Genomic DNA, 14,280 nt, shown 5'->3' with positions numbered 1-14,280 from the left:
GCGTACCACCACTTGAGGACCAGCCCGTCCAAGCCGTCCCACAACGCGTGGCTTCCCCCGGATGCCCCCTTCGGCCTGTCACACACCTTTCGCCGCATCCGCATCCGCTGCACCACGACCGCGGCGCACTGCGCCGCGCTGCGCCGGCCGGAGAGGCGGGGCGTCGACGAGCACCGCCAGCGGGCCGGCATGCGGTGAGGGGTGCGGGGTGCGGGGTGTGGCGACAGGCGCTTAACCTGCGGAGTCAGAGGCAGAGGCGGGCGGTGCGCCGCCGTCCCGACAGCGGCCGCTGTCTCCCGCGGCTGCACAGACAACAGGCGCTCGGCTGGGAGTTCCCGCCCAGCCGAGCGGCGCGCGCGGGCGACCATCATCGGTGCCGGTCGCGGTCCGTTCGCCCTGGCGTCTTGTCCACACCGCCGCGCCCGCCACCGCCAAGTCTCGATCGACCTCGGTCGGACAAGCACACGCGGTGCTACTCGAGATGCCCGGCCGCCTCTTTCACCCGGGCTTCCGTGTCCTGCCTGGGCTCGCCGTGGTTCTTGGCGTACTCGGCGACCGCGCTCTGGACGTCTCGCGTGAGAACGCGCCCCGCTCGCCACGCCGTCTCGTACGTCCGTGACTGCTGCTCGGACCACGGGTGGAGGGTTGGTGGACCGTACTGGTCGCGCAGCTGTTCCGCCTGTGCGTGCGCAGCGTCAGCGGCGCGCTGCATCTGGACCAACTCTTCGAAGGTGGGGGGCACAGAGGCTGATGGTAGGGCGGGCACGACGAAGCCAACGGCTACGACCCGCGCGGAACGGCTCCGTGCGTCTGGGTAGGAACGACGTTCACCCTTGACGCCGGGGTCTCTGATCCCGCGATTCAGGACGCGGCGCCCCGGACTCTCGGGCCTTCTCGCTGGTCACGTTGCTGTTGCCTTGAGGGCGACGGGGTGTGTGGCCTGTTCGGGGATGAGGCCGAGCGGTTTTCCGGTCGAGCGCTCGGCTGTACGGCGGGCGAATTGTCCGGCGATGTTGGCGGCGGGCTGGATCTCCTCGCGCGGTGTGCTGTGCGGGACTGTGGACGGTACGTGGGGTGGAGAGGCGAACGCGGCGACGGTGGGCAAGGCGCTCGCTGCGAGGGCGGCGACGACGATCAGAAGGGCTCGGACGTGGGCGGACACGAGGGGGGAGAGACCTTTCAGGCAAGGAGGGAGTGGTTGGTGCCTGCGGTCACGGCCCATCCGGTCGCTCATCCGGTTGAGTCCACCGTGCGCGGGCGGGCCTCGGCTGTGGCGAGCACGTCGGGACATCGCAGGACACCGCAATCCTGGCGAGGAGCCCGGCAGGACGTGCAGCGCGTGTGAGCACGTCCCTCACTCCGCGTGATGCATCGTCCTGCCGGGGGTTGGGGGTCCGGGGTCGGTCAGACGGCCGGGGCGGGCGCCGGGAGCGGGACGGCGGTCGGGTCGGTGGCCGGTGCGGGCTTCGGGACGTCGGGCTTGACCGGGTCGGTGTCCGGGGCCGGCTGCGGGTCGGGCTTCACGTCGTCGTCCGGGGTGGGCTGGGGGTCGGGCCGGACGTCGTCGTCCGGGGTCGGCTGCGGGTCCGGCACGGGGTCGACTGCCTTGTCCATCCAGGACTTGAGGGACCCGTTCGGTGACAGGGACAGGTGCATGCCGTTGTGTTCACCGGAAGCCGTACGGCCGTTGGCGTCCAGGGTCCCGGCGGCGGTGACGGCCTGCCAGTGGGTGGGTGAGAGCTTGTAGACGCGGGCCATGGAGCCGTCGGCGAGGGTGTCGTTGCGGACGTGCTGGCGCTTCTCGGGCTGAGGCTTGGGCTTCGGCTTGGCCTTGTCCATCCAGGAGGTCAGCGAGCCGCTCGGAGTGAGCTTGATGTGCAGGCCGTTGTGGTTGGCGTAGGCGTTCTTGCCGTTGGCGACGAGAGTGCCGCCCTTGGGGCCCGCGATGACGGCCTTGGCCTTGTGCTTGCCGAGCTTGTAGACCTTCGCGGTGGAGCCGTCCCGCAGCTTCACTGTCTTGACCTTGGCCTTGGTCTTGGTCTTGGAGTGCGCGATGGACTCGACGGTGATGCTCGCCGGGCTGGTGGTGTGGGGGGCCGTGGCGGCCATGGCGCCGGACGCGGCACCGAGGCTGATGCCTGCGGTGGCGACGACGGCGATGGCGGTGGTGCGCAGTGTGCGAGCGGTACGCATGGTGAACGGGGCCCTTCCGGGTCGGCTTCAGTGGGGATGCGTGGCCGCTTCGGTGCGGCGACATCTGCGAAGTTACGCAACTCACATCAAGACCGGACGTAAAGGATGTAACAGTCATCACACGCATTTCCCGCAAAATCTCCAAGAGGAGTGCGCTGTAGCGCAAAGGTTTACTGATCAACCTTGCAGGGGTGCCCTGACCTGCGGAAATGGCCGTGCGCCTGCAAGAGCGGGAAGGCTCAGTGAAACGTTCACCAGGCGGCGGCGACAAGCTCGCCTGCTCGCTCGCCCGCTGCAAGAGACGACCGCCAGACTCTGGCCCCGGCCTGCTCTCAGAAGCGGTGGCCGAGCGACGCTGACTCAGACCCCGTGGCGGCGTGTGCGGGGGCGCCGCACACCGCACTACACCCGTGACGGGCGTGCCTTCTTCATTTCGCACGGGCCGCGAGGTGTCAGCGCGCGGAATGTCCTCTTCCGCGGGCCGGGCCATTCGAGTGTTCCTGCGGACAGCGCGGTGGGTGGGAAATCCCTGCTCGGACCGGCATTTGACGGAATGGGGGCGATCTCCGTATCCGGCTTGCGTTCTTGGCGTCGAGTAACTTCTGGCGACCCGGGTATCGGAAGTGCCTGAAGGAATCTCGGAGAAGGGCGGAACACATGTCCGTGGGTCTCGGAATCGTCTTCAGCGTCGTAGTGGTGCTCATCATCGCGCTCGCGCTCGCCCCATCCGTGTCTCGGGAGCGTGCCGGGAGTGTAAGAGACCGGTTTGGGCCGGAACTTGACCGCGCTGCCGCGCACCACCACGGGGACACCAAAGCGGCGGAACGTGAACTGAAGGCCCGGGTGCGCCGGTTCGGAAACCTGCGCCTTCGCCATCTGACACCAGCGGAACGCGAGCAGTACGCCGCACAGTGGGGCGAGCTGCAAAGCACGTTCGTCGACTGCCCCGGCGTCGCAGTCGCACAGGCCAATCGCCTGCTGTCGAGCTTGGCTGCTGCCCTGGGTTACCCGGCAGATTCACACGCACGGCAGGTCGAAGCGCTGTCCGTCCGCCACCCCCGACGCGTTGACGGCATCCGGCAGTTGCACCAGGCGGCGCAGCAGGCTGCCGCCGGAGGTGGGGTGGCCGAGGAGATGCGTCAGGCTTTCGTCGCCGGCCGGTTGCTCTTCGACGAGCTGCTCGCGACGCATTCGCAAGAGGCCAGTGGGGGCAAAAAGCGGGCCCGACGCTTGGCGAATGTCCCGGCGCAGCGTTCGATCGGCCGGACACGCAGCATTGGCTGAGTAGCGAGAAGGGCAGGGTGGGCGCAAGCCTCCCAGGGGCGCCACCACTCGCTGCCAGATCGTCGACGAAACACGACAGCGCGAGAATTAAAACGGAGATCGACACCTCGAAGAAGTAGGTGCCAAGTTGGGCCAGGTCATTTCGATGGCCTGGCCCAACGCGTGCCTTGCAGGGCAGCCACGGGCCGCCAAGAGGTTTCTCATTGACGGCATAGGGCGCGGCGCGCGTACAGCAAATAGGAGAACGTCAAAGCGCTGGTGTGCTCGAGCAGCAAGTAGGCACACGGCAGCACAGTCTCATGCAGTGCTGGGACGGGCCAGCCTCCGTGACGTGAGGCTCGCCCGTCCTTGGCGCTACTTGTGGTGGTGGGCCGGTCAGTTGCGGAAGGGGCCCGTGACTTCGTAGGTGATGCCGCCCGATGAGGAACCGCTCGTGCCGCGCTGGCTGGAGAAGTAGAACCGTTTGCCGTCCGGCGAGAAAGCCGGTCCGCAGATCTCCGAGGACGACTGGCCGTTGATGCGCAGGAACGACGCGACCACGTCGTCGGGGGTGATGAGACAGATCTCCATGTTGCCCCCGTCCTCGGCGATGTACAGGTCGCCGTAGGACGAGCCGGTGATGTTGTCGACGCCGGTCAGCGGGGCTCCGCCGCCGACGACCAGGTTGTCGTCGTAGGCCAGCTCATAGGTGTTCGCGGCCAGGTTGAGCTGCCAGACGCGGCCATCGCCCTTGGTGGTGAACCAGACGGTGTCGTTGGCGTAGTGGCAGCCCTCTCCGCCGTTGAACAGCTTGGCGCCGGAGACTTGGTCGCGGGTCGGGGTGGGCGAGCCATCCGGGTCGGGCACGGTGGCCCAGGTGAAGCTGCCGGAGGTGGACGATCCGGCCTTGAGGACCTGGAGTGTGCCCGCTGACAGGTTGCCCCACGTGGACGGGACATACCGGTAGAAGCAACCGTCCGACGCATCCTCGGTCAGGTAGATCACCTTGCGGACCGGGTCGGCGGCCGCTGCTTCGTGGTTGAAGCGGCCCATGGCAGGGTGGCGCACCGCGGCTTTCACGCCCCACGGGTCGGTCTCGTAGACGTAGCCGGTGCTGACCTCCTCGCAGGACAGCCAGGTGTTCCACGGGGTCTTCCCACCGGCGCAGTTGCGGTTGGTGTTGGACAGGATCCGGTACGAGTCGGTGATGGAGCCCGTGGAGTTGAACTTGATTGCGCCCGCACCGCCGGTGGAGGAGATCTCCGAGTTGGAAACGTAGATCCAGCCCGTGCCGTCGGCGAAACAGGCGCCGCCGTCGGGGGCGTCGTGCCAGGTGTAGGCGGTGGAGCCGACCTTCTGGCGGGACCGGGCGATCACCCGGCTGGTGAAACCGCTGGGCAGTTGGATGCCGTTTGCGTCGGCCCCGCCGAGCGCACCGTAAGGGCCCGGGCCCTTCTGAGCCGGCGCCGCGTAGGCCGCGCCCTGCATGAGGGTGTAGCCGAATGCCGCTGCTGTGCCGCCGACAACCGCTCCACGCAGGAAACTACGACGTTCCACTTGATCACTCCAGGGGGATCGTGACCGTCCCGGCCGCTCCGGTCGGGCGGCGGGGTCGTGAGGGTGCTTCCGGAATCTATGTGTCCCGGATTGACGGTGAAGCAACGACCGATGACGCGCAGGCGTCTTCCGTCGGCTTGTTGCGCGCCCCCTGTGGCCGGAATCTGTTGGCCTGGCCTGGCGCGCCGTAGTCAGCACGCGGTCGCCCTGGCTGTCCCAGGTCGAACTGACACTGTGACCGTTGCGAGAGCGGGCGTAGAAGGCTGGACGACGGAGTCCGGAGCGAGTTCGGCGAGGCCCTGCCTCGCACCTCGTGGTGCGCGGGGGCGGCGACGGGGTCGGGCACCCGCTCCCACTGCGCGCGCCGATCTAAATGATGTGCCGCAGCGCTCGGTATGAAAGTCGTACGGCCCAGACAATCGTTCCGGCATTCTGGTGATTGGCTGCGTGCCGCGGGGCGTGCAACGCGATATTCGCCAAGTCGCCTCTACGGTCTCCCTCAACGCAAGGCGCCCGGCGCTCTTCAGATTGTCAAAGGGCCGGACCGACGAGGGAGAAGAGACGAAATGATGGTTCGCAGAGCAGTGGCCGGGTGCGCATCAGTCGCGCTGGTGTCCGTGGCGATGACGGGCTTGGCGCAGGCGGACGCGCACCCGACCCCGGCACCTGGTGCGTCCGCGGGGGCGCCGAGGGTCATGCTCGCCTCGGCTACGGCCAAGCAGAAGGACGCGGTGACGATGAAGGTCGTCGGTGCACCGAAGACGTGTCGTTCGGTGCAGGCCAGGTCCGATGCCTTCGTCAGTCCGGTGGCGTTGGTGAAGAAGGGCAACCCGCCGGTGTACTCGGGCCGGGCAGGCGTCAAGGCGAAGGCTGCGCCCGGTGTTCACCAGGTCATGGTGTCGGGCGTGGGTTGCGGCAAGTGGGTGGCGAAGGCCAAGCTCACGGTTCTTGCGCAGCCCAAGCCGGCTCCGAAGACCGTCAAGGGCACTGTCGTCTCGAAGGCGGGGCTGTACGTGCGCAAGCAGCCGACCTCCAAGTCGGCTGTCGCCGGGGCCTACCGGAACAAGCAGACCATCGATCTGATCTGCAAGAAGGCAGGTCAGCCGATCGGCGGTAACCGCACCTGGTACCAGGTCAAGACGCCCAAGGGCTGGGTCACCGCCCGCTACGTCAAGCCCAGCGGCCGGGTGCCCAACTGCAAGTGACCTTGTGAGGCTGACGCCCCGCACGCCAGGGGTGATGGCACATCCCCAACCGGCCGGGCGCTTCACGCGTCCGGCCGTTGGTCGTGGTGGTGCCGTCGGTGGTCCGCCCAGTGGCCGGGCGGACATTGTTCTGCGGGGCGGCGAGCGCCACGTCGACGGCGAGCCCGCAGCTTGCGCTGAAGAAGCAGTGACCGCAGGCATCAGTCCCTCGTGAACGTTGGCCGCGTCAACTCGTGCCTGACAGAGCGTTGTCCAGGAGGACCTCGGCTGCGGCTCGAGCGTGTCGTCCGTAGTCCGCCTCACCCAGCACCGTGGCACGGCTGGCGGCCCCGTCCGCGAGGGTGACGAGGTGTTCGGCGAGAGCGTCGGGCTCGCGGCAGCCCAGTTCCGTCACCAGTGCACTGACCAGCCGCCGACGAGGGGATTCGGTTCGAAGGCGTCAGCGGTGACGTCCGGATTCCCGACCGGCACGGATCCAGGCCGCCCCTGAACAAGGCGCCGGTGATGCTTCACCACACGAAGGAGGGGCAACGGATGGTCCTGCACTGCGGCGCGTGCAAGCAGAACGGCAACGGCCCGGTGGACCGATGGGGCCCCGAAGTGCAGTAGACATGCCCCCAGGAAAAGGGATGACAGCCCGTGCCGCCGTCGAGGCGCCAGGAGAACCACCGCATTGCCCCGTCGCCTGCCCGCCCATCTGTCGCCTCGGTATGCGTGCGACCACAGGACACCCCGCCGCGCCCGCAGCACCGTGACCCCGCCTCCTGTGTCCGTACGCCGCGCTGAAGCTCCTCCAGCCGGACACCCTCATAACTGTACCTTTCGGAAGGTACAGTTATGAGGGTGACGGCAGTGGGCGAGGAGAGGTGCGCAGGGATGGTTTTGAGTGCGCGGCGGCGATGGCTGCTGCTGGCAGTGGTGAGTGCGGGGCTCCTGCTGATCACGCTGGACAACTCGATCTTGTACGCGGCCCTGCCGACGCTGGTGCAGGAGCTCGGCGCGAGCAGTTCCGAAAGCTTGTGGATCATCAATGCCTATCCGGTGGTGATGGCCGGGCTGCTGCTGGGCAGCGGCACGCTGGGGGACCGGGTGGGGCACCGGAGGATGTTCCTGATCGGGCTGGTGGTCTTCGGCGCCGCCTCGCTGGCCGCTGCTTTCTCCCCGACTCCGGAGACCTTGATCGCGGCACGGGCATTTCTGGCCGTCGGCGCGGCGGTGATGATGCCCGCGACGCTCGCACTGATCCGCGTCACGTTCGAGGACGAGCGCGAGCGCAACATGGCCATCGCCATCTGGGGCACCCTGGCGATCGTGGGCAGCGCCCTGGGCCCGATCATCAGCGGGCTCCTGCTGCAAGGCTTCTGGTGGGGGTCGGTGTTCCTGATCAACGTGCCCGTTGTCATCGCGGCAGTGATCGCCACGCTGGTGCTCGCCCCGCGCAACGACGCCGACCCCACCAAGCGGTGGGACCTGCCGTCCTCGCTCCTCGCGCTCGTCGCGCTGGTCGGCCTCGTGATCGCGATCAAGGAAACCGCGAAGCCGGACCCCGCGCCCCTGGTCATCGCCGCCGCGGTCCTCGCGGCCGCTGCCGGCGGTTGGGCGTTCGCTCGCAGGCAACGACGGCTGCCCTACCCCTTGCTGGACTTCGCGATCTTCCGCAACCGGGCCTTTGTCGCCGGGGTCCTGGCGGCCGGGTGCTCCATGTTCGCCATCGCCGGCATCCAGCTGATCACCACGCAGCGGTTCCAGCTCGTGGAGGGCTACACCCCCCTGCGGGCCGGACTCCTGGTCGCGGCCGTCGCCCTGGGCGCGCTGCCGACGGCGATGATCGGCGGCGCCTCGCTGCACAGGGTCGGGCTGCTGCCCATCATCGCGGGTGGTCTGGCGCTCAGCACCGTCGGCTCGGTGCTGGTGCTGCTGAACTTCGACACCAGCATGGCCTTGCTCATCACCGGGCTGCTCATCACGGGCGCCGGTCTCGGAGCGGCCATGTCCGTCGCCTCCAGCGCGATCATCGGCAACGTACCGGCCCGTCGAGCGGGCATGGCCTCCTCAGTGGAGGAAGTTTCCTACGAGTTCGGCAGCCTCATCGCGGTGGCACTGCTCGGCAGTCTCATGACCGCCGTCTACACCGCGACCATCGACCTGCCCGCCGGGGCGCCGGACTCCGCGCGCGACAGCCTCGACACCGCGCTGGCGCTGTCCGGTGACGACCCGTCACTGATCACGGCCGCGTCCAACGCCTTCGACGGCGCCTACTTCGCCGTCATGATCGTGGTCACCGCCGTGATCGCCGTCGGCGCGATTCTGACCGGCCTCCTCCTGCGCCGCCATGGCCCCGGATCGGCCCTCTCCGCCCCCACACACCACTGAAACCCGTCCCGGGAGCACCCATGCGGACCAGTAAACGAACCCAGATCCTCGAAGCGGCCACCCGCGTCGTGGAGCGCGAGGGCGTCAAGAGCGTCACCTTCGACTCCGTTGCCGCCGAGGCCGGCCTGACCAAGGGAGGACTCCTGTACCACTTCGCCTCCCGCGAAGACCTCGTACAGGCCATCCACCAGCACCTCGCCGACCAATGGGAGGCGGCCATCGTGGCGGCGGCAGGAAAACCGGCCGACGGGGCGACCCCTGCCGAACGGCTCACCGCCTACACCCGCGTCGCCACACAGAGCGCCACACGGGCCGAGCTCCTCTTCATGCTCGAAGGATCCACAACGCCCGGACACGCGGCCCCGTGGGACGCGGTCATGCAGCGGTGGGCCCCGCCCCTGGCCGCCACCGACGCCGACGACCCGGAGGCGCTCGACCAGTTCATCGCCCGCCTGGCCGCCGACGGCCTGTGGCTGTACGAATCCCTGACCGCCGACCGACTGTCCCCCCAACTGCGCCGCGCCATCGCCGAGCGCATCGCCACCACCCTCAAGCGCGACGACACCTGAGCCGCGCGGCCGTGATCGCCAGGTGGGCAGTGGACGACGAACGGCCGGGGCCTGCGCGTCATGGTCAGCTCACTCGTTCGCCAGCTCTCCAAGGAGTTTCCAGGTGCGACGTCGGTCCGCGTCGCCGCCGAGGTCCGTCGACGAGAACACCACCTCCGTCGCCCCGGCTTCTCGATACCGGCGCACCTCGGCGGCGACGTGCTCCTCGTTGCCGATGACGGCCAGGTCGACGGCTCGGGTTGCGCCGGAGAGCCCGATGACACGCTGGTAGGAGGGAAACTGCTCGTAGAACGAGAGACTTTCGGCCGCGGTCTCCCGTACGGTCTCGGTGTCGGCGGTGACGACGCCGGGCACGAAGGCCACGATGCGGGGCGCGGGCCGGCCCGCGGCCTCTGCCGCGGCGGTGACGGCCGGGACGATGTGCTCGGCGAGCGCGCGCGGGCCGGCCAACAACGGCAGGATGCCGTCAGCGAGTTCACCCGAGACACGCAGTGCCTGCGGGCCCATGGCCGCCACCAGGACGGGCACCGGCGGCTCGGCGCCGGGTACCTGTGCTGACAGGGGTGTGGCGGCGGTGAGCAGCTCGCCGTGGAAGTCGGAGCTGCCCGTCTCCAGGAGTGGGCGTAAGGCGCCGAGGAATTCGCGGAGTAGGCCGATGGGACGCTCGTGCGCGATGCCGAAGGCCGCTTCGGTCAGCTTCTTCGTGCCGAGCGCGAGGCCCAGGTGGTAACGGCCGCCGGTCGCGGCCTGGGCCGTCTGGGCCTGGCTGGAGATGAGGAGGGGGTGACGGCCGAAGATGGGGATCGCCGCGGTTCCGACGTGCAGTCCCGGCACCGCGCGGCCGACGATCGCGGCGAGCGTGGGGGAGTCGTAGGCGAAGGTCTGGCCGAACCATGTGGAGCGCAGTCCGGCCTCGTGTGCCTCCCGCGCGAGGTGCACCGTGCTGTCGATGTGGTGTTGCAGTGAAAGCACTACTCCGATGGTCATGCTCACGGCAACCATCGTTCGATCGCCCGCCATTCCGGGTCACAGATGACAGGCTCATGGCGGCTTTGTAACCAGGGCCGCTGCTGTGCCAGGTGGTTCAGCTCGGCCGGGGGCAGGGTTGTCTCCATCAAGATCGTCCGGGATTCTTGAACGAGAACCGTCCCCAGACCCCGGAGGGCTCGCGTGTCGACCGATGCTGAAAACAGTGCCGCGAGCACCCCTTCATCCGGCCCCAAAGCCGAGATGGTGCTGGAGTTGCAGGACGAAGTGGAGCAACTGAAACAGGCGGTGTGGGCGCATGCAACGGTTGATCAGGCGATCGGCGTCGTTGTCGTACTCGGCCAACTGAGCCCCGACGAAGCCTGGAACGTCATCCGCCAGGTGTCGATGCGGACGAACACGAAACTGCGGGACGTCTCACAGCAGATCATCACTTGGGGGCGCACCGGAGTCCTCGATGATCGGCTACGTCACGAACTGCGGGACCAAATCTCACAACAACAACCGTAGCGGCCGCCGACTTTCAGGCTTGCAGCCAGGTTGATGACCTGCCGGTCGATGTAGTCGACGGCCCACGCGACGAATAGCAGAACAGCGGTGGTCCGGGTCGTTTTGTGCACAGGTGTTTCCCTCCCGCTCCGCGAGGTGAGGCTTGGCGGAAACCCTGCACCGCTCCTCGGTCGGCACCGTCGTATCGCCGGAATCCGGCGCCAGGTCCCCTGTGTCGCCGTAATTCGTCGCGGGGGGGGGCGGCACATCGGTGGGACGGGCCGCGGCCGTGCTCCGCCGCGGACGACCTCACCCAGCAACTGGCCGGCTGGCCGGTCATCGCCACCTTCCGCATCGCGGCCCCCGGACCCGGTGCGGACGCCGTGGCGCGAACCCTGGCGGCACTGCCCGAGACACGGGTGTGCTCCACGGTGCCGGGGACGGCCCATCTTTTGCTGTCGGTGTGGCTGCGTTCGCCCGCGGAGTGCGCCGCGCTGGAGGAGCGCATCGTGCAACGCCATCCGTCCATCAAGGTGAGCGACCGCAGCATCACCCTCCACACCGCCAAACGCATGGGACGGCTGCTGGACCAGCGGGGCCGCGCCCAGTCCCACGGGTCGATCACCTCGGCCCCCGAGGGTGTGGAAGAAGCCGGGCCCGCAGGCGGCGAGTTCGCGTGAGAACGAGGACCAGATGATCCCCCGCGACACCGCCTGGAACCGGCATGCCGGTTCCAGTCGGCTGCTCCCCTCTGAGGGCAGGCGAGCGCGGAGCAAGGCCGGTTACGGACGTTGGCAATGCTGTCACCGGCGGTGGCAGTGCCTGCCCGTGCGCAAGTTCGTGGTGGCGGCGGCAATGACGGCGCCCAGCCTGTCCCGGGCGCCCACCAGATCGTCGATCCGGCTGTCTATGCGGTCCCGTTCCGCCGAAAGCCGCTCGAGCAGCTCCGGTGTGGCCTCACCGTCCACGACACACGGCAGCAGATCCACGATCGACTTGCTCGGCAGCCCGGCGGCATACAGCTGCTGGATCAGCTGGACACGGTCGACCGCGCTGTCCGGGTAGTGCCGCTGGCCGCTGGGGCTGCGTTCCGAGGCGAGCAGGTCCTGTTCCTCGTAGTAGCGCAGTGCCCGAACGCTGACGCCCGTCCTGGTGGCGAGCTCGCCGATACGCATCATGTCTCTCCGATGTGAGCCGGACAACACCACTTGCCTCTGACGTCAACGTCAGGTTTTAGCGTATCTCGCGACGGCTCACCCCCTCGCTGCGAGGCGGAGGACGAGGCGAGGCCGTGACCAGCTTGTTCGACGACTCCCGTCAAGAACGCGAAGGAAGATCTGCCCATGACTGCATCAGATGAGGCGATCACGGACGTGGCCCTCACCGTCCCCGCCCCCACCCCCGTCGTCTCGGTGAAACCGGTGGTGATCGAAGTCCCGGGCCGTGGTGAGGGCCTGCAGGTGAAAATCACCGCGCCGACAACCGGGAGTCAACTGCCGATCGTGGTCTTCTCGCACGGTTTCGGGTCGTCGTTGGACGGCTACGGTCCTCTGGCCGACTTCTGGGCTGCGCACGGTTTCGTGGTGATTCAGCCCACCCATCTCGACTCCAGGACCGTGGGGCTTCCCCAGGACGATCCCCGTACACCGCGCCTCTGGCGCTTCCGCGTGCAGGACATGCGGCGCATCCTTGACCAGCTCGATCTGCTGGAGGCCGCCGTTCCCGGTCTCAGCGGGCGCATGGACCGAAGCCGCATCGCCGCGGCCGGACACTCCTTCGGCGGCCAGACAGCGGGCAACCTGCTCGGCCTGCGCGTCCTCGATCCGGTGAGCGAGAAGACAGAAGACCTGTCCGACTCGCGGATCAAGGCGGGCGTGCTGCTTGCCACGGCAGGCAGGGGCGGAGCCGACCTGACCCCCTTCGCGGCCGAGAACCTCCCGTGGTTGAAGGGTCCGGACTTCGCGCACATGACCACACCGACCCTCGTGGTCGCGGGGGACAAGGACGAACTACCGCTGTCCGTCCGGGGGCCGGAGTGGCTCGCTGACCCGTACCACCTGAGCCCGGGGCGAAAGAGCCTGCTCACTCTCTTCGGGGCGGAGCACTCCCTGGGCGGAATCGGCGGCTACGAAGCCCGGGAGACGACGGACGAGAACCCCGAGCGCGTGGCTCTGATCCAACGGGTCACCTGGGCCTACCTTCGCCACGCCCTCGGCATCGAGGACGCCGGCTGGACGGCAGCGCAGCAGGCTGTGTCGGAGAGCGTCGCTCCCATGGGGCGGATCGAGTCCAAGTGAGGCTCTGAGAAGAGAACCAGCCACGCCCCCCCCTGGTGCGCGCAGCCCTTGGCGCTGCGTCGGCGCCGCCCAACGCAACGACGGCGTCTCGCACACGGGGGTGCGAGCGCGGCGGCACGGCGCGGCAGCAAAGCCCCGCAGCAAAGCCCTGCATCACAAACCCCGCGCCCCGGCGCTCCCGCCGGGGCGGCCCGAAAGATCTGAACCGATTCCGCGAATCAGGCCGCGACGAGCTCCTGCACGCGTTCGCGCTCCGGCGTCTTGATCTGGGGCTTCTTGTTCGGCAGCGAGAGCCGGAAGACCTTGTGCCACGCGGAGAGCACCTGCTTGGGCAGCGGCCCGGTGACGTACTCCAGCTCGTACTTCTCGAACAGCGCGCGCACCTTCACCGCGACCTCGGCGTACCGATTGCTCGGCAGGTCCGGGAAGAGGTGGTGCTCGATCTGATGCGACAGGTTGCCGGTCATGAAGTGCATGGCCTTGCTGCCGCTGATGTTCGCCGAGCCCATCATCTGGCGCAGGTACCACTGGCCGCGCGTCTCACCCTTGATCGACCGGCGCTCGAAGACCTGCACGCCCTCGGGGAAGTGCCCGCACATGATCACCGAGTGGGACCAGATGTTGCGCACCAGGTTCGCGGTGAACGTGGCGCCCAGTGTGGACAGGAACGACGGGCCCGAAAGCAGCGGGTGGACCACGTAGTCCTTGAGCACCTGCTTGCGGATCTTGCGGCCAACGGCCCTGGCCCGCGCACGGAACTCCGGGCTCTTGCGGCGGCTCTTCTGCAGGTTCTTGCCGAGCTCCAGGTCGTACGCTGCGATGCCGTACTCGAAGAAGCAGGCGTTGAGGAAGTTCCACAGCGGCTGGCCGAGGTAGATCGGGTGCCACTTCTGGTCCTCGTCGACGCGCATGATGCCGTAGCCGAGGTCGTTGTCCTTGCCGATCACGTTGGTGTACGTGTGGTGCAGCTCGTTGTGCGAGTGCTTCCACTGCTCGGACGGCGAGACGTGATCCCACTCCCAGGTGGTCGAGTGGATCTTCGGGTCCCGCATCCAGTCCCACTGGCCGTGCAGGATGTTGTGGCCGATCTCCATGTTGTCCATGATTTTCGCCACGGACAGGCCGGCGGTGCCGATCAGCCAGGCGGGCGGGAAGTTCGAGAACAGCAGCACGCCCCGGCTGACCAGCTCGAGCTTGCGCTGCGCCGCGATGACCTTGCGGATGTAGGCGGCGTCCTTCTCGCCGCGGGCGGCGATCACCTCGTCACGGATCGCGTCCAGCTCGCGGCCGAGCTCCTCGATCTGCTCCGCGGTCAGGTGGGCGGTGGGGTCGATGGCGGTCAAGGTG

The 14,280-nt window shown here is 68.2% G+C and carries 15 protein-coding genes; 7 read left to right on the top strand and 8 right to left on the bottom strand.

The window, feature by feature from the left end; all coding sequences use genetic code 11:
- Positions 1 to 472 precede the first annotated feature (472 nt).
- The 3 genes from ACWD02_RS34020 to ACWD02_RS34010 all read right to left on the bottom strand — a co-directional run bounded on the left by ACWD02_RS34020 (position 473) and on the right by ACWD02_RS34010 (position 2,193).
- A complete protein-coding gene (locus ACWD02_RS34020) occupies positions 473 to 742 on the bottom strand; it encodes a hypothetical protein (protein WP_451217829.1) in 270 nt (89 codons plus the stop codon).
- 159 nt (positions 743 to 901) lie between these two features.
- On the bottom strand, positions 902 to 1,162 hold the full coding sequence (locus ACWD02_RS34015) for a hypothetical protein (RefSeq protein ID WP_451217827.1): 261 nt from the start codon (positions 1,160 to 1,162) through the stop codon (positions 902 to 904).
- 242 nt (positions 1,163 to 1,404) lie between these two features.
- On the bottom strand, positions 1,405 to 2,193 hold the full coding sequence (locus ACWD02_RS34010; protein WP_451217825.1) for a hypothetical protein: 789 nt from the start codon (positions 2,191 to 2,193) through the stop codon (positions 1,405 to 1,407).
- A 657-nt stretch (positions 2,194 to 2,850) separates the two neighbouring features.
- Here ACWD02_RS34010 and ACWD02_RS34005 point away from each other — a divergent pair.
- Positions 2,851 to 3,477, top strand: a complete 627-nt coding sequence (locus ACWD02_RS34005; protein WP_451217823.1) for a hypothetical protein — start codon at positions 2,851 to 2,853, stop codon at positions 3,475 to 3,477.
- Positions 3,478 to 3,852: 375 nt separating this feature from the next.
- Here ACWD02_RS34005 and ACWD02_RS34000 read toward each other — a convergent pair whose 3' ends face one another.
- Entirely contained in the window at positions 3,853 to 5,013 is a 1,161-nt protein-coding gene (locus tag ACWD02_RS34000; RefSeq protein WP_451217820.1) for an alkaline phosphatase PhoX, read from the bottom strand.
- 566 nt (positions 5,014 to 5,579) lie between these two features.
- Here ACWD02_RS34000 and ACWD02_RS33995 point away from each other — a divergent pair.
- Positions 5,580 to 6,218 carry an SH3 domain-containing protein gene (locus tag ACWD02_RS33995; RefSeq protein WP_451217817.1) on the top strand — a complete coding sequence of 213 codons (639 nt, stop codon included), beginning with the start codon at positions 5,580 to 5,582 and terminating at the stop codon, positions 6,216 to 6,218.
- A 226-nt stretch (positions 6,219 to 6,444) separates the two neighbouring features.
- Here the strand turns inward: ACWD02_RS33995 and ACWD02_RS33990 are convergent, their stop codons facing one another.
- On the bottom strand, positions 6,445 to 6,612 hold the full coding sequence (locus ACWD02_RS33990; RefSeq protein WP_451217814.1) for a hypothetical protein: 168 nt from the start codon (positions 6,610 to 6,612) through the stop codon (positions 6,445 to 6,447).
- A 482-nt stretch (positions 6,613 to 7,094) separates the two neighbouring features.
- Between ACWD02_RS33990 and ACWD02_RS33985 the strand changes: the two genes are divergently transcribed.
- Both ACWD02_RS33985 and ACWD02_RS33980 read left to right on the top strand, forming a co-directional pair.
- On the top strand, positions 7,095 to 8,591 hold the full coding sequence (locus ACWD02_RS33985) for an MFS transporter (protein WP_451217813.1): 1,497 nt from the start codon (positions 7,095 to 7,097) through the stop codon (positions 8,589 to 8,591).
- 20 nt (positions 8,592 to 8,611) lie between these two features.
- Complete coding sequence (locus tag ACWD02_RS33980; protein ID WP_451217810.1) at positions 8,612 to 9,160, top strand: TetR/AcrR family transcriptional regulator; 549 nt, start codon at positions 8,612 to 8,614, stop codon at positions 9,158 to 9,160.
- A 69-nt stretch (positions 9,161 to 9,229) separates the two neighbouring features.
- On the opposite strand, the gene ACWD02_RS33975 is transcribed toward ACWD02_RS33980, so the two are convergent.
- Positions 9,230 to 10,147, bottom strand: a complete 918-nt coding sequence (locus ACWD02_RS33975; protein WP_451217807.1) for an LLM class F420-dependent oxidoreductase — start codon at positions 10,145 to 10,147, stop codon at positions 9,230 to 9,232.
- A 183-nt stretch (positions 10,148 to 10,330) separates the two neighbouring features.
- Here ACWD02_RS33975 and ACWD02_RS33970 point away from each other — a divergent pair, with 183 nt between their 5' ends.
- On the top strand, positions 10,331 to 10,657 hold the full coding sequence (locus tag ACWD02_RS33970; protein WP_451217805.1) for an ANTAR domain-containing protein: 327 nt from the start codon (positions 10,331 to 10,333) through the stop codon (positions 10,655 to 10,657).
- 362 nt (positions 10,658 to 11,019) lie between these two features.
- Positions 11,020 to 11,316 carry a hypothetical protein gene (locus ACWD02_RS33965; RefSeq protein ID WP_451217802.1) on the top strand — a complete coding sequence of 99 codons (297 nt, stop codon included), beginning with the start codon at positions 11,020 to 11,022 and terminating at the stop codon, positions 11,314 to 11,316.
- Between the two features lie 123 nt (positions 11,317 to 11,439).
- Here the strand turns inward: ACWD02_RS33965 and ACWD02_RS33960 are convergent, their stop codons facing one another.
- Positions 11,440 to 11,811, bottom strand: a complete 372-nt coding sequence (locus ACWD02_RS33960; protein ID WP_451218468.1) for a MerR family transcriptional regulator — start codon at positions 11,809 to 11,811, stop codon at positions 11,440 to 11,442.
- A gap of 168 nt (positions 11,812 to 11,979) precedes the next feature.
- On the opposite strand from ACWD02_RS33960, the gene ACWD02_RS33955 reads away from it, so the two are divergent.
- A complete protein-coding gene (locus ACWD02_RS33955) occupies positions 11,980 to 12,933 on the top strand; it encodes an alpha/beta hydrolase family protein (protein WP_451217799.1) in 954 nt (317 codons plus the stop codon).
- 218 nt (positions 12,934 to 13,151) lie between these two features.
- Here the strand turns inward: ACWD02_RS33955 and ACWD02_RS33950 are convergent, their stop codons facing one another.
- Positions 13,152 to 14,276 carry a fatty acid desaturase family protein gene (locus ACWD02_RS33950; RefSeq protein WP_451217796.1) on the bottom strand — a complete coding sequence of 375 codons (1,125 nt, stop codon included), beginning with the start codon at positions 14,274 to 14,276 and terminating at the stop codon, positions 13,152 to 13,154.
- Positions 14,277 to 14,280: the final 4 nt, after the last annotated feature.

This window comes from Streptomyces sp. NPDC002853 (assembly GCF_053591915.1).
The sequence above is the reverse complement of the archived record's forward strand: the minus strand, read 5'-3'. Positions and strand labels throughout refer to the sequence as shown.